Raw genomic sequence first — 21964 nt, forward strand, 5'->3', positions numbered from 1 at the left:
AATTTTAAAAATTAAAGCGCCAGCGGTTGCTCATGGAGAGTTCAATAGTGAGTGGTTATTGCAACTGGCTTATGCGATGCACGCCACCATGCTTGAGTGTAATGGTTTAGGGATTATAGCTCCGCAAGTTTATATCTCTAAGCGAGTGATTATTGTCGCTTCTAGTGCTAATCCTTATTATCCAGATGCCCTTGAAATGGATCCAGTAGTGATGGTGAACCTTGAGATTATAGAGTTTTCTCAAGCGACTTGTTTGGGTGAAGAAGGGGATTTGAGTGTGCCAAATGAACGTGGAGAGGTGGAAAGAGCACAAGTAGTCAAAGTGCGTTATTACACTTTACAAGGTGAAGTGGTTGTGAGGGTTTTCCTGCACGTCTTGTTCAGCATGAAGTTGCTCATTTAAATGGTGTGTTATTTTTGGACAGGTTGATTTAGTAATACTTATTATCCAATTTTTATTATTGGATGCATGTTATAGATGCTTTGGATATCGAGCTGGAAATGTTTGATTAAGTGAGTATGTACTTCGTAGAGTGTTGAAAATTACTAAAGCGGAAATATTGTTATGAACTTCACCATGTGAATCTGTATATAAAAGTGCCATTGAATTGATTTAACCAAGATTTGACTGATTCATGATGTCGGAAAACGGATGTTTCTGGAAGGGATTGATGATGTGACTGATGATGTCATAGCTTATTTTGGGTTGATCCCGCACAGCATTTGGATCACGCAAAAATGCACAAAGATCGAGTCTTGCATGTTTATCAAAATCTTTAGGATTTGATTGAAAAGCATAAAGAGCTGTAAGACATTGAACCTATATTTCAATGATATAGGTTCTAAATGATTGAGATGTTTTACCTGAGTAAGGTTTAAAATCGCGCTAAATATAGTTAGATGGACTGTCGCTTTCAGGGCGAATTTAATTAAAAGTTTATTTATACTGGGCATCTTGGTTTATGAAGAATATTTAGAATGAAGAATAAAATACTTGGTTTAGCGTTGATCTGTATGGTTTCGCAGTCACTTTTTGCAGCTCCATTTGTACAACCTATTATTCAGGGCAAAATTTACAGTAATTGGGAGGTGCCTATACGTTCATTAGGTAAGCCGAAAAGTGTCATTAAAGGGAAACTAGATGAATGTAATGGTGGTTATTTCCCTGATGAGTACGATTATGGCAGTTTTAAAATTTTAGATACGGGCGTTATTAAAGAAGTTTATTTAAGTCAAAATAATGAACTACTGTTTCACAGTCAAAAAATTCGTGGTGGAGTAGATCAAAAGAATTTTATGCAACAATTTAAAAAATATGAATTGTGGATAGACACTGAAAACAAGAATGTTGTTTATAGTGGGCTTGCTGAAAGTGGAAATGATTCTATAGAGTTCGTCTTTAAAGATGGAAAACTTCTAAAATATAAATTGTTCTTTGATGATTGTTAATTTTTTGAGAATGGTAAGTATAGAAATAGATTAATGGCTGAAATATGAGTGTTTTAGCCAATTTAAAATATATTTTAGAGGCGGCAGAAGTGAGTCAGAGATAGTTGAGTTTTTTTAAAATAAACTTATAGATATGACCCCAAAAGATCATAAAAACTCCTCCACAACTGAACGCTAAGAAGATAGCTATAGTTACATAAGAGACTTTACTTTTAGCTTCATATAATTTCATGAGCTGGCGGTCTTCCCATTTATGTTGAAATTCCCTTTTGGCAACAGAGTCAACCCAAATTATATTTTTAATCATAAATTTATCGTTTATTTTTATAATATCTGCTTTTTTTATTTGATGGTTTAGAGCTTTGTCTTGATCATGAGTACAGATAGTTTCCAAATAGCTTGAACAGTCAAAAAGATAGATTCTTTTTTGATTTTCAGTGATGAATATCGTATCTAATTTATTAAATTTTCTAATACTGAATTCATAACTCATGTGCTTATCTGTTTCGAGATGCTGATGCGGTGTTATTTTAATTATCTTATTGGGTATGAGAAGTTTATGAATGCTTAAAGACATTATGAGAAGAAGGAATGCTATAAAGATGAAAGCAATAATAGTTGCTAGGTTCTTTTTATGTTCTTGATTTAATTTTGAATCTATAATCATTTAAAATTGAATGGGGGCGAATTCTATGAATATTAAATTTTACTACAATTCCTAAAATTTAAAAAATTAAGCTTTCAAGTTAATAACGTAAAAACAGTTTTATTAATGGGTTAAATCCATTTAGAAGCTGATATCTTATGTACATAGCTTCTACAATATTTAATTTTGATTGATATAAAAAATCCCCTCCAATGAGGGGATTTTCTTTATCGCTTAAGCAATCGAATCATCTAAATTCGGTGCTAACCAACGTTTTGCCACATCCAGTGACCAACCCTTACGCTTCGCATAATCCTCAAGCTGATCTTGAGAAATCTTGCCCACGTTAAAGTATTCACTTTCAGGGTGCGAATAATAGAAACCACTGACAGAAGAAGGCGGCATCATCGCGAAATGTTCAGTTAACTTGGTCCCAATTTTCGCTTCAGAACCTAACCAGTCGAACAATGCCGCTTTTTCAGAATGTTCAGGGCAAGCAGGGTAGCCTGGTGCAGGACGAATACCGACATACTTCTCTTTAATCAGTTCGTCATTACTCAAGGTTTCATCAGCTTTATAGCCCCAGAACTCTTTACGAATACGCTCGTGTAAGTGCTCGGCAAAAGCTTCAGCAAAACGATCCGCTAAAGACTGAACCAAGATCGCAGAGTAGTCATCACCTTTGGCTTTATATTCGTTTGCCAACTCTTCCGCACCGAAAATTGACACGGTAAAGCCGCCCAAATAATCTTGCTGAGTCGTTGTCGGCTTAATGTAGTCGGCCAAAGACAAGTTTGGTTTGCCTGTCACTTTGTCAGACTGCTGACGTAAATGTTCGAAAGTATGAGTAACTTGCTGACCTGCTTCATCAAACACGCTGACCGTATCTGCACCTGTACGTTGTGCAGGGTATAAACCAAACACTGCACGCGCATCGAAACGATTATTGTCGATAATGTCTTTGAGCATCGCTTGCGCTTGGTTGTACAAATCAGTTGCAGCTTCACCGACCACTTCATCTTCTAGGATTTTCGGGAATTTACCCGCCAAGCTCCAAGAAATAAAGAACGGAGTCCAGTCAAAATATTCAACCAGTGTCGCCAATGGATAGTTGGTAATGACTTGCGTACCTAAAGCATTTGGCTTTGGTGGTACATAGTTGTCATCAATCTTAAAGCCATTTTCAACCGATTCTGTATAGCTCAGTTTCGCAGCTTTCGGTTGCTTGTTGGCTAAACGTTCACGAATTTTGGCATATTCAGCACGCTGTTCTGCAATAAAGTTGCCACGCATTTCTTTCGAAAGCAGGGTGGTTGCTACACCCACCGCACGCGATGCATCAGCCACATAAATCACCGCATCATTTGAATATTGCGGGTCAATTTTCACTGCGGTATGCGCTTTAGATGTGGTCGCACCACCAATCAACAATGGAATGTTGAAGCCTTTACGTTGCATTTCTTTGGCAACAAACACCATTTCATCCAAAGATGGAGTGATCAAACCCGACAACCCGATGATGTCACATTTCTCATCAATCGCGGTTTGCAAGATCTTCTCGGCAGGCACCATTACGCCAAGGTCAACAATATCGTAACCATTACAGCCAAGGACCACGCCCACAATATTTTTACCAATATCGTGTACGTCGCCTTTTACGGTCGCCATCAACACTTTACCTTTAGACTGGCTGCCCGTTTTTTCCGCTTCGATGTACGGATTCAGCCAAGCAACGGCTTGTTTCATTACACGTGCAGATTTCACTACTTGTGGTAAGAACATTTTGCCCGAACCGAACAAGTCACCGACCACGTTCATGCCATCCATCAAGGCGCCTTCAATTACATCTAGAGGACGCTTGGCTTTGAGACGTGCTTCTTCGGTATCTTCATCAATATACGTGGTGATGCCTTTGACTAAGGCATATTCAAGACGTTTTTCAACCGATTCATTACGCCATTCAAGGTTTTCTGCTTCACGCTGTGCACCGCTGTGACCACGGAATTTTTCAGCAACTTCGAGTAATTTCTCAGTTGCATTTTGACCTGATTCACCTTGGTTCTGGTTCAAGACAACATCTTCAACCGCATCTTTCAGTTCTTGTGGGATGTCATCATAAATCGCCATTTGGCCTGCGTTCACAATCCCCATGGTCATGCCTTGTTTGATGGCATGGTAAAGGAATACCGAGTGAATCGCTTCACGTACAGGTTCATTGCCACGGAAGGAGAAAGATACGTTCGACACACCACCTGAAATCATGGCATGTGGTAAGTTTTGTTTGATCCAACCTGTTGCTTCAATAAAGTCCACAGCATAGTTGTTGTGTTCTTCAATCCCTGTTGCTACCGCAAATACGTTCGGGTCAAAAATAATGTCTTCAGCAGGGTAGCCAATTTCATTGACTAAGATGTCATAAGAACGCTTACAGATTTCACGCTTACGCGCAGCAGTATCTGCCTGACCGACTTCGTCAAATGCCATCACAATAATGGCAGCACCATATTGACGGCAAAGGCGAGCTTTTTCGACAAACTCGTCATAACCTTCTTTTAAGGAAATTGAGTTGACAACAGGTTTACCTTGCACGCATTTCAAACCTGCTTCAATGATTTCCCATTTAGATGAGTCAATCATGATCGGCACACGTGAAATATCAGGCTCAGAGGCAACGAGATTTAAGAAATGCACCATCGCAGTTTGCGAATCGAGCATACCTTCATCCATGTTGATGTCGATGATCTGCGCGCCTGCTTCAACCTGTTGTTGCGCAACTTCTAAAGCTTCAGCAAAGTTTTCTTCACGAATTAAACGCAGGAACTTTTTCGAACCTGTGACGTTGGTACGTTCACCCACGTTCACAAATAGTGAGTGATCGTAAATGTTAAACGGTTCTAAACCACTTAAACGGCACGCAGGTACGGTTTCAGGCACTTGACGTGGCTTAATGTCTTTCACGGCATTGTAAATGGCACGAATGTGGTCTGGCGTGGTACCACAGCAACCACCGGTGATGTTAATCAAACCGCTTTCAGCAAATTCTTTTAAGAAAGCCGCTGTTTGCTCTGGGGTTTCATCATATTCACCAAAAGCATTTGGCAAACCTGCGTTTGGATGCGCAGAGACAAAGGTATCTGCAACATCTGCAATGGTCTTGATGTGTGGACGCATGGCATCTGCACCCAAGGCACAGTTAAAACCAATCGACAGCAAGTCACCATGACGTACTGAGTTCCAGAACGCTTCAGCCGTTTGACCTGTTAAGGTACGACCAGAGGCATCGGTAATGGTGCCCGAAATCATGATTGGCAGTTCACGACCAATTTGCTTGAACACTTCCTTCACCGCAAAGATCGCTGCTTTACAGTTCAAGGTGTCAAACACGGTTTCAATCAGGATGATGTCCGAACCACCTTCAATCAACGCATGCGTTGCTTCGATATAGTTTTCTTTTAGTTCATCAAAGGTAATGTTACGGAACGCAGGGTCATTTACATTCGGTGAAATAGAGCAGGTACGCGATGTAGGTCCCAATACGCCCGCTACAAAACGAGGCTTGTCTGGCGTTGAATACTTTTCACAAGCCGCTTTGGCTAAACGTGCCGCTTCACGGTTAATCTCAGGAACCAAGTCTTCCATATGGTAGTCAGACATGGAAACGCGAGTGCCGTTAAAGCTGTTGGTTTCAATAATGTCTGCACCCGCATCCAGATAGGCTTCATGAATGCCTTGGATAATTTGCGGCTGAGTCAGCACCAAAAGGTCATTGTTACCTTTGAGGTCATGTGCCCAATCGGCAAACCGCTCACCACGATAATCTTCTTCTTCAAGCTTATGGCGCTGGATCATGGTGCCCATTGCACCATCAATAATCAATATACGCTCGGCGAGAAGCTGTTTAAGGGTGGTAAGCGTGGACATAAATAACCCCAATACACGACAAATCTTGAAATGGCGCATATTTTAGCAGAACTCAGGCTTATTTTGAGTTTAATTCAGCTTTTTGACTGCTGGGTTAGCAGTATTCATGCAAAAAAACAGGTTTAAATTGACTTTTCATAGAAATGAAATATTACACAGGCAAGATGAATCCATTTCTTTTTCAAGGTGAAAGCTTATCGTCGGTCGATAATTTTTTTTACAATTCAGAAAATCAACTACTTTTTTTGATGAAATATTTTTTTGTTATAAGTATTTGAAAAAAACTGATTTACAGCAAAAAATCATCCCCATGATAGGGCAGAATGATTTAAAACAGGTCAATTGTTAAAAATTTGGCTTTATATGACACCTGTTTGTCATATAATTGTCATAATTTAATTTAACAATAAGGGGATTTTATTATCCTCTTAACCGTCTGCATGAATTCAAAAATTCCTCCCGTCCAAGATCGTATGCATTCTGCATCGAACAAATCGACGAACGTGCATGTTCCAACACCGAAATTTTTTATGCCGGTGTTTTTTACGGTCATCATTGCGACCCTAATTTATATCGGGTTCCAAGTCTCTGCTGACTTGTCGCATGTACCACCGTTAAGTTTGTATTCAGTTATTCTTTTAGCGACGGCATTACTCATTGCTTTGGGCTTTGAGTTTGTGAATGGTTTCCATGACACAGCCAATGCGGTTGCGACAGTCATTTATACCAATGCCTTGTCTGCACCAGTTGCGGTCATGTGGGCTGGTTTTTGTAATTTCCTTGGGGTAATGGTTGCTAGTGGTGCGGTTGCTTACGGCATTATCGCGTTGTTACCTGTTGAGCTGATCATGAACGTGAGTTCAGGTGCTGGCTTTGCCATGGTATTTGCCATGCTCATTGCTGCCATTTTATGGAACTTAGGTACGTGGTTCTTAGGTATTCCAGCATCAAGTTCACACACTTTAATTGGTTCAATTTTAGGTGTGGGTATCATGAACTACCTATTACACTCAGGTAGTGGTGCCAGTGGCGTAGACATGGACCAAGTCATTAAAGTGGGTAAAGCACTGTTGTTTTCTCCTTTAATTGGTTTTGCATTTGCGGCAGTGGTGTTCTTGTTGGTGAAAACCATCTTCAAGCGTCAGCTAGAGTTGTTCCAGCCACCAGAAGGCAATAAACCACCACCACCTTTGATTCGTGCCATTCTGATCTTCACCTGTACAGGTGTGAGCTTTGCACATGGTTCAAATGATGGTCAAAAAGGCATGGGCTTAATCATGTTGATCTTGATTGGTTTGGTACCATTGGCGTACTCACTCAATAAGAACCTTGATCAGGCGCATATCCAGTCATTTGAACAGTTGTCATCTCAGGCGGCTGTGGCAATGTATCCTGCGCATGCAGACATTACAGATGAAAAAGCACGTCAAACCATTACCACGTACATTCAAACCAAAGAAATTACACCTGAAGTGGTGCCTGCTTTGGCAAGCTTGACCGATCATTTGGGTGACCGAGTTGCACAATATGGTGACTTGAAAAACATTCCTGAAGCTGCAGTTTCTTCTATTCGTAATGACATGTATTTGAGTACTACTGCATTTAAGCGTTTAGATAAAGCAGATCAAATTCCAGCAATGTCTGAAGCAAATCAGAAAGTGGTGAAAGAGTACCGTAGTAGTTTAGATAGCTTCTTACAGTACATTCCGACTTGGGTAAAAGTCGCTGTTGCACTGGCTCTAGGGCTTGGTACGATGGTGGGCTGGAAACGCATTGTAGTGACTGTCGGTGAACGTATTGGTAAGCACCACATGACGTATGGTCAAGGCATGTCAGCGGAGCTTGTAGCGATGTCGACCATTGCGGCGGCAGACGGTTTTGGTATGCCAGTATCGACTACACACGTTCTGAACAGTGCGGTTGCAGGTACTATGGTTGCCAATAAGTCAGGTCTCAATTTTGCAACTGTAAAAACCATTCTTTCGGCATGGATTTTTACACTTCCTGCCACTATTTGTTTGTCAGGTGGTTTATACTGGTTATTCCTCCAGTTCGTTGCTTAACTTGTTTTAAGAAACGAAATTAAAGCGCTGCATGGTCAGCGCTTTTTTTGTGCCTGTGCAATCCATCGATTCGATGGTTTGGATTGTAAGATGCTGTATTACTGTTGGATCAAGAGTAGTTATTTACGTGCATTCGACAGGTAGAGCACTGCATATAACATTCAAAGTCTAGAGTAGTTGAAGCTGATGAATTGAAGTGCTAAGTGCTTCGATACAGCAAGATCAGCGTTGATGACTAGGCTGTAGCTAAGAGCAAATAATGCTTGTTGTATAACTTGTTTAGACTTCAATTGAATCGAAATAAAAAAGACCTCAAGTGGTACTTGAGGTCAAATGTTCATACAAAAGTGATGCGGCTATTTTTATTTGGTTATTCTAGATCGATAATTTGCCCATGTGCATTGTGATGCACCACAGTGATTTTGTGCTGTCGAGATTGTTCAAGTTTATGGCTGCTAAGCTCAAAATAATCGGCATATTGCTGGGTTGAAAGAGGTTGCTCATCTGACTCAACTTTAACACTCGCAGACGGCATAAAGCGGCTCCAGAGTAATAAGCCCACACTACACATCATAAGCTCCAAACCACCATATTCAAGGCTGATGCTCAGGGCATTTAATAGATGATGTACGGCTGTACTTTTCTGTAATTGTATGAGAATCCAGACCAGTAAGAAGGGGCGCCAGAGCATCAGCCAAGCACCCCACATTAAGGCAGTGGTGGTGTTGGACATATAGCGTTTATGCCATGGTAATAAATGACGCAAATCAATCACTAAATCATGTTGTGATTTCATTCTAAGATACTCTAAAAATAAGGTGTGTTATAAACGAATGCCACGGTCTGGGCTGACCCAGCGCGCACGTTTATCTTCGCCACGTAATAGCACTTTTGGAAAAGCCATAATGGTGGCACTGATGGTAATCAGCCAGAACACAAACGGATACCAAATCATCCAATAGTAATTTTTACCTAAGTTCGGTTCATAGCGACTATCCATCCATTTGCTTAAAGCAAACTGAATCAGACAGGTTGCACCCAGTAAGACTCCACTGCCATAAGGTAGAAACGGAGAGCTAATTCCGCTGAGTGCAGCAATTGGGAACATCAAATGAATGACCCATAGAATGGCCAGTAACAACATCAAGTATGACCAGACTAAGGTCAGGCAAAGCTCTAACATCAGTGGCCATAAAAAGTTGAGTTTCGGTTGAACGAAGACATCCAGATTTTTAATGAGTACTTGCGCGCCACCCATCGCCCAACGCAGACGTTGTTTCCATAGTCCGGATAGCGTTTCAGGCATGAGAATCCAGACCAATGCATTCGGTTCAAACTGAATGTCCCAACCTGCACGTTGCAATTTCCACGTGATGTCGATGTCTTCAGTCAACATGTTTGGAGACCAGTAGCCCACTTGATGAACCGCACTTTTACGGAAAGCAGTAATCACGCCTGAGACGGTAAATAAGCGTCCAAAGCTACGCTGTGCACGTTTAATCATGCCGACAATAGATGAGAACTCACCGACCTGAATTCGTCCCAAAAGCGTAGAGCGGGTACGAATACGCGGATTGCCTGTCACGGCAGCAATTTTGGGATTGGCGATAAAATGTCGCATCATCCATGTTGCGGCATGTGGATCCAGCAGGGCATCGCCATCGATTCCCAACAAAAATTCTGCTTCGGTGACCAGACTGCCTGCTTGCAACGCCATGGCTTTGCCTTGATTTTGCGCTAGATGCACTACACGTAAACGTTCATGCTGATGCGCCAGTCGGTTTAGGACTTCCGCAGTATTGTCCGAGCTACCATCATTAATCGCAATCACTTCAAAATTGGGATAGTCGAGTTTTAAGGCATGACTAATGGTTTCTTCAGCATTGTCTCCCTCATTAAAACAAGGGATTAATACCGCAACCAAGGGAGAGTGGTTCAGTGCTTCAGGTTGTTGATAAGCGGGTTGTTTACGTTCTTTGGCATAAAAAATTAGTGCGCCTAACATCCATAGGTAAGACATAAACAAGGGGTAATAAAACACAAAGTTGAGTGCGTGACGCAGCCACAAATTGAAATCAGGAAACATGCTCAACTCCCGTTATGGCACTAATTGAGAAGATTGGGTTGCAAAGACATCATGCATGACTTTCGGATCGGGATGTCCTTGAATCGGATCATCTGGATAGTAGCCAACATGCATAACACCTTGTGAATAAAGCGATTGAATGGTGGATGCCAATTCCTGCGAAGAGACTTTTTGGCTGGTTCTCCAATTGGTTGCCTGTAATTCAAAAACGGTCTTTTTCATGCCATTCGGAAAGCTTTTAACCCGCTGTACAAGGTCGCGATAAAACTGGTCGGCATCAGGCGCTTGTTCCATATAAGACATGGCCATAATCGCAGTGAAGTCATAACGCTTTAGCGATTGTTCCAACGATTGTGAATACCAGTTTTCTGCATACGGCTTCAGTGCGACTTGCGCATAGAGATTGCGTGCAGTCAGTAGAAAAGGTTCGTATTGACGGACTTCACCCGCTAACTGCATGGCAAAATCATCGATGGTTTTGGTTTTATATGCTGTCCATTTCTGCAACAGTACATCATCGGCGCGGATTTGTGCTAAATCAGTCGGCAAGCCTTGCGCAGCATATGCCTTTAACGCATTTGGGCTGGCATCTTCATAGTCGGATAGGGTGGTATCGTCATGGAATAAAATGCCGTTAAATGGGGTGGATTTTGCCAAGTCTTGGTAAATCTCACGAATGGTTTGCCGTGCTTGAGCTGAATAAGGCGATAAGCGCAGATAGCCCATATTGAGGTGATCTTGACTGACTTGTTGCGTGACTACGACCTCTTTGCTGATGGGATCCGTTTTGGGTAATTCCCAAGCCAATAATGGCATCCATGCATAGACACGACTGACTTGAGTGCGGGTCTGAATCTGCCATGCCACATGATTAAACAAATCGGCACGCATTGGTAAATGGCGATTCGGGAAATACACCATGTTGGCAGAGCCATCACCATCTGAGTCAGAAAATGCTTGTAAATAAACGGTATTTACCCCCATAGCACGAATGCGATCCAGCAAAATGCCTAGATTACGTTCTTGCTGTTTAGGATCGGGGTCATACACATAGTCCAGATCAATATGCATGATTTTTTGTGGGCGGTTGTTATCACCCAGATTCATTTCACGATTTTTAATTTCCTGTGCCAGATCCGCTGTGCTCATATTGCCTTCAATCAAAATGCGGTTCAGGGTTTGCAAGGAACCGCGCACATGATCCGGACCATCATCTAGGGTAATGGTAATCGGCATGCCCAACTGTTTGGCAATCTTCACATCCTGCATGTTATAGCGACCATAAGGCCAGACCATGACACGGGGGGCTTTTAAACCGTGGGCTTGGAGTATTGCATTATTCTGTTTTAAATCTTGGGTAATACGGCTGGTATATTGCTGATCATTTTCATAACGTTGATGTTGTGCATCATATTTACGGGTAATGGCAGCAGGCTCGGAATTGCCTTGTGGATTGGCATTAATACCGCGATGTAAATTAAAACTATGATTACCAATTTCGACCCAGCCGCTGTCTTGCATTTCTTTTAGTTCTGACCAAGTCAGAATCTTGTCACGTGAAATGACATCATCGCCAAAATGTACAGGTTGATTGGCTTTCGGAGTGAGCCAAGAACCCACCACGGCAAGTACCACAGGAATATGTTTGGCTTTCAGAATAGGAAAGGCGTGGGTGTAGAAAGATTGATAACCATCATCTACCGTCAGTAATACAGGTTTGCTCGGCAAGCGGTATTTGCCTTGATGTGCCTGAATGAGTTGATCAACATTCACAAAGTGAAAGCCATTGTTTTGAAGCCAATCCAAGTGTTGGCTAAATTGCTGTGGCGTCACCGCATAGTCAGGAATTAAGGCATTCTTTTGATCGGTAATCTCATGATAGCCAATGATGGTTAGGGTCGAAGGATCAACTTTGGGGAGTTCTGCTGCTAGAGTGACGGTTGCAGCCAGTGTGCTGAACACGCCGAAAGAGAGGGACAGTAAAGGAGATGCGAAGCGAGCAAGCATAGCAATATCTTCTTAAAAACGATGCAATTTTTACGGGAGATTAGTGATCACAAAAACTCAAAATTGTTTTTATTTCTGAGAGTCGACTAAGGTCTTTTGTTCATCGCGCATTTATAAATTCTGAACCTGAACGTTTTCTTAAAAAATATTATTTTTAAATGATGGATACAGAACAATAACAATCAGCGGTAATTGTAGAATGCGGATGCGGGGAATACGGAATTTTTTGATCGTAATTTATTTGCATAGGTTTATTAGAAAAAAGCCCAGTGATTACACTGGGCTTTTTCCAAGATTAAATAGAATCAATCAATCTTGGGTGATTTTTTGCAGAATTTGTACCAGCACATCAAATTCACTTTGTAGTGGTGTGCTCTTACGGGTAATTAATGCCAAGGTGCGGCTTGGTGCATCTTGAATTGGTTTCACCACCAAGTCTGAGTTGGCTTTAAGCATATTGGTATGTAGCGCAATTTCAGGCAATAAGGTAAAGCCCAAGTTTGCCGATACCATCTCAATTAATGTGGGTAATGAACTTGCCTTTAATCGATGATCATTTTTACGCTCGCCAATTGGGCAGGCACTTAAGGCATGATCACGTAAGCAATGTCCTTCTTCAAGTAACATCAAACGCGATAAATCCAAATCTTCCAGTGTCGCTGCTTGCGCTGAACGTTGGTCAGATTTGTGGCACACCAAGAACAAGTCTTCTTTGGCAATTTCGGAAACTTTTAGTCCACGGGTATCAAATGGCAGCGCCAGCAACACCATGTCTAAGTTGCCATGTTCCAGTTTTTCAACAATTTTTTCGCTTTGTGCTTCATGCAAATGCAACTGAATTTTAGGCAGTTGTTTATGCACTTCATCCAGCAATTTCGACAAAATAAACGGTGCAATTGTTGGAATCACACCTAAATGCAAGTCACCAGTCAAAGGCTCACTCATTTCACGACTTAAACGCATTAAGTCCTGAGCATCAGCAAGTAGAACACGGGCTCGGGCGACGACTTGTTCGCCAAGTGGAGTTAAACGTACATTTTGGCGATCTCGTTCAACGAGTACGCCACCCAATAAGCGTTCAAGTTCCATGATCCCACCCGACAAGGTCGATTGGGTCACGAATGAACGACGCGCCGCTTCAGTGAAGTGCAACGTTTCAGACAGCGTTACAAGGTATGACAGCTGTCTCAGGGATGGTAATGCAGCCATAGTGTCCTAATGTTTAAGATTTAAAGTGATGAGCAAATAATCCGCTAAGATGAGGAATGAAATGCGGAGGGATATCATGCCCCATTCCATCAATTAATTCAAACTTAGCGCCTGTAATTGCTTTTGCAACAGCTTTACCATGACTCGGTGGGAGTAAACGATCACGCGAACCATGAACCACAAGGGTGGGTTGTTGAATCTGCTTATCCAGATGTAGCAAGGAGCCTGTACATAATATTGCTAAAAACTGTTGAAGTACACCCGCTGGGTAATAACTTCGTTGATATAATTTGCGGGCAGTTTGCATGGTTTCCAGTTGATTGATATAACCAGGCGAACCAATAATATTAAAGACTTTTAGGCTATGATTGATAATTCCTTCCTCGTCATTCGATTCAGGTTGACCTATTAGGCTAAACAGTTGTTTCGGAAATGGTGGAGGGAGCAATGGTTGATTGTTACTGGTGAACACCAATCCCAATTTGCTGACTTTATCAGGATTTTTTGCTGCTAAAATTTGTGCAATCATTCCACCCATGGATGCACCCAGCACAAAGACATTTTCCAGTCCCATGCGTTCAATTAACAGTGCGGCATCATCTGCCATATCGTGTAAATTATACGGTGCGCCTTGATTTTCTAAACCCAGAGCAAAACGGCCCATCAATTTAATAGTATTTAGGCGTGGACCTTGATGGCGAATTTTAGAAGATAGCCCGATATCACGATTATCGTATCGCACTACACGATAACCATGATCAATCAGGGTTTTACAAAAGAAATCGGGCCAAAATAATAGTTGAGCACCTAAGCCCATAATCAATAAGATGGTCGGGTGATCTGCTTCTCCGCCGACTTCGACGTGTAATTCAATACCATTCCCCAAGTCTACCTTGGTTTCATGCATAAACGGGGTATAAGGTGAATTTTTGAATTGTAATGCGCTATTCATTCTTCTTTCTCCCCTAAAGAGGACATTCAAAAATGTGAACGTCCTCTATATATTGAACTTAAACTGATACAGGAATCAAGTCTGGAACCAACTTAGTCAATGCTAAACGTTGTTTCGCAGCTGTAGCACCTAAAAGCACAAAACCACGCAGTGTGCCTGTGCTGTCAAATGCTTTAGCCAACATGCCATCATCAAACTCTTCAGTTTCCCAATTGACCTCTGCATCAATCGGTGCAGGCAGCACTGTGAGCGGTGCCGCAGGTGTTTTTACTGCTACAGGCATCGCAGGGTAATGTACTGGAGTCTGCTCACCATTTAAGGTTTTAGCTAATGCGCGAGCTTGTTGCATAATTGGCATGACATAAGGCAGTAGTGTACCGTTCACTTCAGCACAGTCACCTACGGCATAAATATCCGCTTGATTGGTTTCCAAATGGCTATTGGTGAGTACACCACGACTGGTGTGAATATTACCTGTCTTAGCCAAACTGATATTCGGTTGTAAACCAATTGCAGAAAGCACGATATCTGCAACCACGGTTTGCCCATTGGCTAAAGTGACCAGATAGTCGCCATTGTCGACTTTAGATACTTTCTCTACTGTCGTGCCTAAAACAAAATGAATGCCTGTTTCTTCCAGATTCTCTTGGAAGGCTGAAGCGATGTGTGCTGGGAGTAGACGTCCTAAAGGTTGGGTAGCCAAGTCTATGACTGTGGCGAAATGACCTGTATGCTGCAAATCATTGGCAAACTCACAACCAATTAATCCTGCGCCTAAAATCACTACACGTTTGTCTTGACGTTTATCAAGATTTTCACGGAACAGTTTGTAGTCATTTAAAGAGTTGACCACATGAATATCATCACTGCCATCACCTGCAATCGCGAGGCGAATTGGGTTTGCACCCACGGCGAGAATCAGTTTGGCGTAGTCTAAAGTACTGGTTTGACCATCTTTTTCTAAAATGAGTTGATGTTGCTCACTACGGATTTCTTTCACCCAAGTATGCGTTTCAATACGCATATTCAGTTGTGCACTCATTTTCTCAGCATCGCCAAGCGCAATTTGTTCAGGAGATTTTTTGCCTGTTAATGCATTTGATAAGGTTGGCTTTGCATAATTACTGGCTTCATCCGCAGTAATCATAATTAGTTCTTGTTCTGCATTGAGTTTGCGGAATTCACGTGCCACAGTATAGCCAGCCATGCCTGAACCAATGATAACGATAGGCTGCATTTCTTTCTCCCAAAATAAGCTGTAAAAAAAGACCGCTAAGTGGGTCTTTTAGTTATTATTAAATTTCAATCATTTCAAAGTCGGCTTTAGAAACACCACAATCAGGGCAAGTCCAGTCATCAGGAATATCTTCCCATTTCGTGCCTGCAACGATACCGTCTTGTGGCCAGCCTTCTGCTTCGTCGTAAATCCATCCACAAACGATGCATTGATACTTTTTCATCTGATTCTCCAATTCTGATCGGGTCAATTTAGATCAGCAATAACTCATATACCGCATGGCTCTAATGATCTAATTGCTAGCGTTATTTTCGCCTAAATTTTTACGCAGTTCTAGGACGAATGTAAAGCAAATATCGGATTTTAATTAGAGAATCCTGAATCTGAATAGCTAAGTAGGACAAAACTTATCAATTTAAACATGGCTTTGAATTTTTGTTAGGCAAACTTGAATTGCGCTATAAAAACGGACGGTTTGAAGTTTTATCCGACTAAAGTCGAGCAGATATAAAAACAATAAATTGCTATATTAGAATCATATAAGTCTATAGTTAATATTTTATATAAAAATTATTTATATAATTCAATTATTTGTAAAATTAGTCTAAAAATATCCTCACCTGAAAGTCTGGCGATTATCTATCCTGAAAGTTGAATACACGGTAAAATTCTCCTATTCCTTTTGTACTTAATTCTCTCCCATGAAAAATTTGTCTGCTGTATTGTGGTCGCACATTCGTACTGTCCAAAATTTCCCTAAACATGGGATTTGTTTCTATGATTTAACACCGTTGTTCATGAGCAATATCGGTCCATTAGCCGATGCATTGATTGCCAGTATTCCAGAAGAGCAGTTGGCTGAAGTCGAAAGTTTTGTGGCAGTAGAAGCGCGTGGCTTTGTACTGGCAAGCCTATTGGCACAGCGTTTAAACAAAGGGCTGTTATTGGTACGTAAGGCAGGTAAATTACCACCACCAGTGGTAGGTGTGGGTTATAGCCTAGAGTATGGTGTAGACCGTTTAGAGATTGCTGCAGATATTCAGCCGCAAAAAGTGATTATTGTGGATGATGTCCTTGCGACAGGTGGTACGCTGAAAGCTGTGAAGCAATTGATGGATAAATGTCATCATCAAGTATTGGGTGCGAGTATCTTTTTAGATCTGCCTACATTACATACAGATTTAGGCTTTAAGGTTTGGACTGTGCTAGAAGAAAGTTCAAAGCCTGTAGAAACTGCTGTCGCTTAATTTAGTAATATTTTAAAAAAGCCAATTAGTGCGAACTGATTGGCTTTTTTATTTCCACTAAAAAATAAAGGTCTGTTCCATATAATGAATCAATTGATTGAGATGTTCAGGTGCTGCCAGTCGATGATGTCCACCTTCAACCGCATCGACTTGCATAAACGGTTCTAAAAAAGCCGTGGTGGCGTACATATCTAATACTTCATCTCCAAGTTCAATATACGCAATTTGCGGAATATCATGCTCTAAATCTTGTTCGGTTATGGCAGGATAATCTTCCCTAAAATCAGGCATTAAACTTGGGTTGGCGATGATGCAGGGTATACGGTGTTGCAAAGACATTTTCAGTGCCCAATATCCGCCCAAACTATGACCAATCAATAAGTTCGGTTTAATTGGTAGATAAGGCATTTTTATAAAACTCGGCAACAGTCGCGTAGTTCAGATTTCTATAATCTACATCAATACAGTATTTTTTAGCAGAATCAATTGCATGGAACTTGGTTGATTCTTTAGATGAGTCTAGTCCATGCAAAAAAAGAATTTTCGATTGATCTATATTCATTGTTATCGCGTTCATACGGTCTCTTTTCGCAAAGATAGAACGAATTAAAAACGTTCACTTTCAACTATTTCAAACTTTTTTTATTGTACGAATCTTCAGGCGGCTTTGATCTAAGCATTTGGTCTAAGATTTTTTTGAGTTGTAAAAAGCATAGTTTTAAGTGAACAATAAATAAAACAATAACATGTATGGAAATGAGTGAATTGGGAACGGAATTTTTTAAATAATTTCTAACGATTTATTTTACTGCGCTTGCAAAATATTCAGTAGTTTGGAAGAAGGAATTCATAAGGAGAACAATAAAATGGTAGAGCATCTACGTTATCACATCACTATTGATGCAAGTCCTGAAAAAATATGGAATATTCTTTGGTCACCAGACACTTATACAGAATGGACAATTTATTTTGCAGAGGGATCGAAAATTGAGTCCGATTGGACTGTAGGCGGTAGAACTTTATTTCTGGATCATAGTGGCGATGGGCTGATCACCACGATTTTGGTTTATATCCCGAATCATTCAGTGATTTTTCAATATCAGGGGTTGTTACAAGGTGGAGTGGAAGATGTCAGTAGTCCTGAAGTGCTAGAATGGCAGGGGGCATTAGAACAATATACATTGGAAGAAGTCGATGGAAAAACCGTGCTGACAGTAGAATTGGAAACAACTGAGGCTTATCAAGATATGATGGAGCAAGCCTTTGAGCATGGATTAAAACGGGTGAAAGAATTGGCAGAACAATAGCTATAACTGATCACCCGTAAAATGCAAAATTGTGGGTCATATATTTGTTTGTGAGAAATCGTACGAATTTATGAAGGAATCTGCTATGCTATTGCACTTCATTTTTTAGTAATTTTTTCGAGGCAGAGATGACGCAAAACAACGCTCAATCGACTTCAGAACAACCTATTTCCGAAAACGATTTAATTGCACAGCGTCATGCCAAATTAAAGCAAATTGAAGAACAAGCCAAACAAACGGGCGTTAGCCCGTGGCCAAATTCATTTAAGCGCGAACATTATGCGCAAGATTTACAAGAACAATTCCAAGATCAATCGAAAGAACAGATTGAAGCGGCTGAACATGTTTATGTAAAAGTTGCTGGTCGTGTCATGTTAAACCGTGGATCATTTATGGTGATTCAGGACATGACGGGGCGTATTCAGCTTTATGTTGCACGTAAAGAATTAGACGAAGCAACTTTAGCAACGATTAAAGGTCTTGACCTTGGCGATATTATTGCAGTTGAGGGTTATATTGGTCGTTCAGGTAAGGGTGACTTGTATGTACATATTCAACATTTTGAATTACTGACCAAATCTTTACGTCCACTGCCAGATAAGTTCCATGGTCTGAATGATACGGAAGTAAAATACCGTAAGCGCTATCTTGACCTTATCGTGAATGAAGAAACGCGTAAGACGTTTGAGATTCGTGCCAAAGTCGTTGCGGGTATTCGTACATTTTTAAACAACGAACGTTTCATGGAAGTTGAAACGCCAATGATGCATGTGATTCCTGGTGGTGCTTCTGCGCGTCCATTTGAAACACATCATAATGCTTTAGATATGCCATTGTTCTTGCGTATTGCGCCAGAACTTTATTTAAAGCGTTTGGTGGTGGGTGGTTTTGAGCGGGTGTTCGAAATTAACCGTAACTTCCGTAATGAAGGTGTTTCAACACGTCATAACCCAGAATTCACCATGATTGAATTCTATCAAGCCTATGCAGATTACAAAGACTTGATGGCATTAACTGAAAATATGCTGGAAAAATTGGCTTTGGATATTTTAGGTACCACAGATGTACCATATCAAGGCGAAGTGTTCAGCTTTAAAGGTCCGTTCAAGAAAATTTCCATGTTTGATGCGATCTTGGAAAACAACCCTGAGTTTACGCCTGAAAATGTCAATGATCGCGAATTCTTGGCGAAATTTACCAAAGAAGTATTGAAAGAAGAAGTTAAACCAGGCTTTGGCTTAGGTAAATTGCAAACTATCGTGTTCGAAGAAACGGTTGAGACAAAACTACGTCAACCAACCTTTATTACCGAATATCCTGCTGAAACTTCACCTTTAGCACGTCGTAATGATCATAATCCACACATTACAGACCGTTTTGAGTTCTTTATTGGTGGTCGTGAATTGGCAAATGGTTTCTCCGAGTTAAATGACCCGATTGACCAAGCTGAGCGTTTCCAAGCGCAAGTTGAAGAAAAAGATGCGGGTGATGATGAAGCGATGCATTACGATGCAGAATTCGTTGAAGCGTTAGAATATGGTTTACCTCCAACTGCGGGTGAAGGGATTGGTATTGACCGTTTGGTGATGTTATTTGCTGATGCACCAAGTATTCGTGATGTGATTTTATTCCCACATATGCGCCGTAAAGATTAAGTCTTGATTTGACATCAGTAAAAACCCGCTTCATGCGGGTTTTTCTTTGCAATTAACAACAAAAATCATTACTCAGGTTGCAATCTTATATCAAAGAAAATATGGTAGTCAGCAGAATTAAGTAACGAGAAAGTCACGATAATGTATTTAAAAAAATCTTTAGTTTCGGCGTTGTTTATGTTGTCGGCGTCATCGGGTTTTGCGCAAGGGATTGTCGTGAATAATGAAGATTTACGTTCAGATTTGAATTGGTTAAATCAACAAGGTGTCATTCAAATCAGTACTTCTACATGGCCAATGAGTGGCGATGAAATTCAACGAGCTTTATCTCAAGCACGTGTTAGCCAACCAGCACAACAAAAGGTGCTGGATTCGGTTCTGGCTAGTTTGAAAGCAGATAATCATATGGCAAAAGTGAGCTTATATGCTGCAACGGATGCAAAGCAGTTTCCGCAAGCCTTTGCTGAAAGTAATAAAGCGCAGTATGTCGGTGCTCTAGAATTAAATGCTGGCGGAGCAAACTGGGATGCTAAATTACGAATTAATGCAGAAAAAGATCCTTTGATTGATAGTGGGCATGATGTCAATGTTGAGGGATCATATTTGGCGGGTAAACTTTGGAATCAATGGCTGATTGCTGGGCAAATGCCGACCTATTGGGGGCCAGGTCATGACGGTAGCCTTATTCGTGGTGATGCAAGTCGTCCTGTGTATGGTTTGACCATGCAGCGTGCAGACCAAAGTGCATTTGAGACGAAGTGGTTGTCTTGGATTGGGCCTTGGCAATATCAAGCCTTTGCGGGACAACTTGATGATTATGATGCGATTCCAGATGCAAAACTCATCGGCTTGCGTTTAACAGCACAACCCTTGCCTTATTTGGAATTAGGTGCATCTCGTATGATCCAAATTGGCGGTGAAGGGCAGCCAGATAGCTTAAAAGCGTATTGGAATGCATTCATTGGTAAAGATAATGAATGTAATGAAAGTGGTTGTATTGGTGAAGGGAATGCTTCGAATCAACTCGCGGGTTTTGATGCTCGTTTAAATTTAAATCAGTGGTTGAATACCCCATTAAGCCTGTATGGACAATATATTGGTGAAGATGAAGCAGGTGGTTTACCATCTAAAAAAATGTATTTGGCTGGTGTAGATTATTCTTCAAACTTTAAAAATATGCCATTTCAACTGTATACAGAATGGGCAGATACCCGTACCAATGGTGATGTCAAAGGTATCACATATAACCATCATCAATATACCGATGGTTATTACCAGCATGGTTTCCCACTAGGTCATGCGATGGGCGGGGATGGAGAAATGTATTCTGTTGGCGGTAATATCCGTTTTGATCGTATGAATCGTGTCTCTGGTCGTGTATTGTTCGCAAAAGTGAATCAGTCAAATTTGGATATTAATCAGGCATTCCCTGAGAAAGATGAAGTGAAAGCATTGGATCTGACGTGGTCACATTATATTCGCCCAGATATTCCTTTGAAATTCAATGGTTGGGTGAGTGATTCTGATGTACATGGTGATGATGCAGGTCTTTCTGTTGCAGTAGATTTACCATTAGATCCAAAAGCTTGGGGTTATTAATTTTTGAAGTTAAAAAAACCTCACGACTGTGAGGTTTTTTTATGTATGAATGGCAAGTTGTATTCTGACTTTTATCGATAATTTATGTTCAACAATAAACTGTTTAATCGATTGTACTGACTTAGCAATAGACCTGATTTTGATTGCAATTTAATAAATACCTAGTGCTCTATTGTGTCTATCTCTTTGAGTAGGAATTCCTCAATTTATGAGGTTACGTATTGTTATTTCATATTCTCGGTTTGGACAGTTGTGGGTAATTTCGACAAGCATACTCAGCGAGTCTGTATTCGCTCAAATATCGAACTATACCTAATTTGATTCCCATTTCATTCATGTTGAGCAAATAAATGATAAGCGGTTCCAACTTCCCAGAAAGGTTCTTGTAAAATCAGTAATGAGTTTTGTTGATGGATATGTTCAGTCACATGGCGAATGATGAAGCGGGATTATATTTTCTCGCTATCCAAAACAGAGATTCTGAAGGGGAGAGTCTATCGTTTAGTTATTTCGCTGATCAGCGCGGATCTTTGGATGAGACCGAGAAAGTCTAATTTTATAAAAAGAAGTTGTTTAACCTAGGCAT

15 protein-coding genes and 3 pseudogenes are annotated in these 21964 nt (G+C 40.9%); 8 read left to right on the plus strand and 10 right to left on the minus strand.

What is annotated here, in order from left to right; translation table 11 throughout:
* The first annotated feature begins 1 nt into the window (after position 1).
* The 3 genes and pseudogenes from MKI85_RS00415 (at position 2) to MKI85_RS00425 (ending at position 1449) form a co-directional block, all read left to right on the plus strand.
* Positions 2-435 (plus strand): annotated as a pseudogene (locus MKI85_RS00415) (peptide deformylase).
* 74 nt (positions 436-509) lie between these two features.
* Positions 510-780 (plus strand): annotated as a pseudogene (locus MKI85_RS00420) (glutaminase); the annotation flags it as partial.
* 198 nt (positions 781-978) lie between these two features.
* Positions 979-1449, plus strand: a complete 471-nt coding sequence (locus MKI85_RS00425; protein ID WP_241623926.1) for a hypothetical protein — start codon at positions 979-981, stop codon at positions 1447-1449.
* 94 nt (positions 1450-1543) lie between these two features.
* Here the strand turns inward: MKI85_RS00425 and MKI85_RS00430 are convergent, their stop codons facing one another.
* On the minus strand, positions 1544-1942 hold the full coding sequence (locus tag MKI85_RS00430) for a hypothetical protein (protein ID WP_241623928.1): 399 nt from the start codon (positions 1940-1942) through the stop codon (positions 1544-1546).
* Positions 1943-2329: 387 nt separating this feature from the next.
* The gene (gene metH, locus MKI85_RS00435; protein WP_241623930.1) at positions 2330-6016 is read right to left on the minus strand and encodes a methionine synthase; all 3687 of its coding nucleotides are present in this window, start codon (positions 6014-6016) and stop codon (positions 2330-2332) included.
* 440 nt (positions 6017-6456) lie between these two features.
* On the opposite strand from metH, the gene MKI85_RS00440 reads away from it, so the two are divergent.
* Complete coding sequence (locus MKI85_RS00440) at positions 6457-8079, plus strand: inorganic phosphate transporter (protein WP_241623932.1); 1623 nt, start codon at positions 6457-6459, stop codon at positions 8077-8079.
* Positions 8080-8449: 370 nt separating this feature from the next.
* Here MKI85_RS00440 and pgaD read toward each other — a convergent pair whose 3' ends face one another.
* From pgaD to rubA, 7 genes are all read right to left on the minus strand, one after another.
* The gene (gene pgaD, locus MKI85_RS00445; RefSeq protein ID WP_241623934.1) at positions 8450-8875 is read right to left on the minus strand and encodes a poly-beta-1,6-N-acetyl-D-glucosamine biosynthesis protein PgaD; all 426 of its coding nucleotides are present in this window, start codon (positions 8873-8875) and stop codon (positions 8450-8452) included.
* A gap of 27 nt (positions 8876-8902) precedes the next feature.
* On the minus strand, positions 8903-10165 hold the full coding sequence (gene pgaC, locus MKI85_RS00450) for a poly-beta-1,6-N-acetyl-D-glucosamine synthase (RefSeq protein ID WP_413350628.1): 1263 nt from the start codon (positions 10163-10165) through the stop codon (positions 8903-8905).
* A 12-nt stretch (positions 10166-10177) separates the two neighbouring features.
* On the minus strand, positions 10178-12172 hold the full coding sequence (gene pgaB, locus MKI85_RS00455) for a poly-beta-1,6-N-acetyl-D-glucosamine N-deacetylase PgaB (RefSeq protein ID WP_241623938.1): 1995 nt from the start codon (positions 12170-12172) through the stop codon (positions 10178-10180).
* Positions 12173-12481: 309 nt separating this feature from the next.
* Positions 12482-13381, minus strand: coding sequence for a LysR family transcriptional regulator OxyR (gene oxyR, locus MKI85_RS00460; RefSeq protein ID WP_241623941.1), 900 nt, complete (start codon positions 13379-13381; stop codon positions 12482-12484).
* A 13-nt stretch (positions 13382-13394) separates the two neighbouring features.
* Positions 13395-14333, minus strand: a complete 939-nt coding sequence (gene estB / locus MKI85_RS00465; protein ID WP_241623943.1) for an esterase EstB — start codon at positions 14331-14333, stop codon at positions 13395-13397.
* A 58-nt stretch (positions 14334-14391) separates the two neighbouring features.
* Positions 14392-15570 carry an NAD(P)/FAD-dependent oxidoreductase gene (locus MKI85_RS00470; protein WP_241623945.1) on the minus strand — a complete coding sequence of 393 codons (1179 nt, stop codon included), beginning with the start codon at positions 15568-15570 and terminating at the stop codon, positions 14392-14394.
* 58 nt (positions 15571-15628) lie between these two features.
* Positions 15629-15793: a rubredoxin RubA gene (rubA, locus tag MKI85_RS00475; protein ID WP_100241419.1), complete on the minus strand. Its 165-nt coding sequence runs from the start codon at positions 15791-15793 to the stop codon at positions 15629-15631.
* 478 nt (positions 15794-16271) lie between these two features.
* Here rubA and MKI85_RS00480 point away from each other — a divergent pair, with 478 nt between their 5' ends.
* Positions 16272-16817 carry an adenine phosphoribosyltransferase gene (locus MKI85_RS00480; protein ID WP_241623947.1) on the plus strand — a complete coding sequence of 182 codons (546 nt, stop codon included), beginning with the start codon at positions 16272-16274 and terminating at the stop codon, positions 16815-16817.
* A gap of 57 nt (positions 16818-16874) precedes the next feature.
* Here MKI85_RS00480 and MKI85_RS00485 read toward each other — a convergent pair.
* A pseudogene (locus tag MKI85_RS00485) lies at positions 16875-17379 on the minus strand (YqiA/YcfP family alpha/beta fold hydrolase).
* Between the two features lie 304 nt (positions 17380-17683).
* Between MKI85_RS00485 and MKI85_RS00490 the strand changes: the two are divergent.
* The 3 genes from MKI85_RS00490 to MKI85_RS00500 all read left to right on the plus strand — a co-directional run bounded on the left by MKI85_RS00490 (position 17684) and on the right by MKI85_RS00500 (position 21378).
* Positions 17684-18124, plus strand: coding sequence for an SRPBCC family protein (locus MKI85_RS00490; RefSeq protein ID WP_241623949.1), 441 nt, complete (start codon positions 17684-17686; stop codon positions 18122-18124).
* 128 nt (positions 18125-18252) lie between these two features.
* The gene (gene lysS / locus MKI85_RS00495) at positions 18253-19779 is read left to right on the plus strand and encodes a lysine--tRNA ligase (protein ID WP_241623951.1); all 1527 of its coding nucleotides are present in this window, start codon (positions 18253-18255) and stop codon (positions 19777-19779) included.
* Between the two features lie 141 nt (positions 19780-19920).
* Complete coding sequence (locus tag MKI85_RS00500) at positions 19921-21378, plus strand: capsule assembly Wzi family protein (RefSeq protein ID WP_241623953.1); 1458 nt, start codon at positions 19921-19923, stop codon at positions 21376-21378.
* Positions 21379-21964 lie beyond the last annotated feature (586 nt).

The sequence above is a fragment of the Acinetobacter zhairuonensis genome, assembly GCF_022601715.1.
Taxonomy (GTDB): Bacteria; Pseudomonadota; Gammaproteobacteria; order Pseudomonadales; family Moraxellaceae; genus Acinetobacter.

Coding starts and splice junctions, on each gene's coding strand:
- rubA (WP_100241419.1), bottom strand. CDS start 15,793: ATGAAAAAGTATCAATGCATCGTTTGTGGATGGATTTACGACGAAGCA.
- MKI85_RS00430 (WP_241623928.1), bottom strand. CDS start 1,942: ATGAGTTATGAATTCAGTATTAGAAAATTTAATAAATTAGATACGATA.
- pgaB (WP_241623938.1), bottom strand. CDS start 12,172: ATGCTTGCTCGCTTCGCATCTCCTTTACTGTCCCTCTCTTTCGGCGTG.
- MKI85_RS00480 (WP_241623947.1), top strand. CDS start 16,272: ATGAAAAATTTGTCTGCTGTATTGTGGTCGCACATTCGTACTGTCCAA.
- pgaD (WP_241623934.1), bottom strand. CDS start 8,875: ATGAAATCACAACATGATTTAGTGATTGATTTGCGTCATTTATTACCA.
- MKI85_RS00490 (WP_241623949.1), top strand. CDS start 17,684: ATGGTAGAGCATCTACGTTATCACATCACTATTGATGCAAGTCCTGAA.
- MKI85_RS00470 (WP_241623945.1), bottom strand. CDS start 15,570: ATGCAGCCTATCGTTATCATTGGTTCAGGCATGGCTGGCTATACTGTG.
- oxyR (WP_241623941.1), bottom strand. CDS start 13,381: ATGGCTGCATTACCATCCCTGAGACAGCTGTCATACCTTGTAACGCTG.
- metH (WP_241623930.1), bottom strand. CDS start 6,016: ATGTCCACGCTTACCACCCTTAAACAGCTTCTCGCCGAGCGTATATTG.
- estB (WP_241623943.1), bottom strand. CDS start 14,333: ATGAATAGCGCATTACAATTCAAAAATTCACCTTATACCCCGTTTATG.
- lysS (WP_241623951.1), top strand. CDS start 18,253: ATGACGCAAAACAACGCTCAATCGACTTCAGAACAACCTATTTCCGAA.
- MKI85_RS00500 (WP_241623953.1), top strand. CDS start 19,921: ATGTATTTAAAAAAATCTTTAGTTTCGGCGTTGTTTATGTTGTCGGCG.
- pgaC (WP_413350628.1), bottom strand. CDS start 10,165: ATGTTTCCTGATTTCAATTTGTGGCTGCGTCACGCACTCAACTTTGTG.
- MKI85_RS00425 (WP_241623926.1), top strand. CDS start 979: ATGAAGAATAAAATACTTGGTTTAGCGTTGATCTGTATGGTTTCGCAG.
- MKI85_RS00440 (WP_241623932.1), top strand. CDS start 6,457: ATGAATTCAAAAATTCCTCCCGTCCAAGATCGTATGCATTCTGCATCG.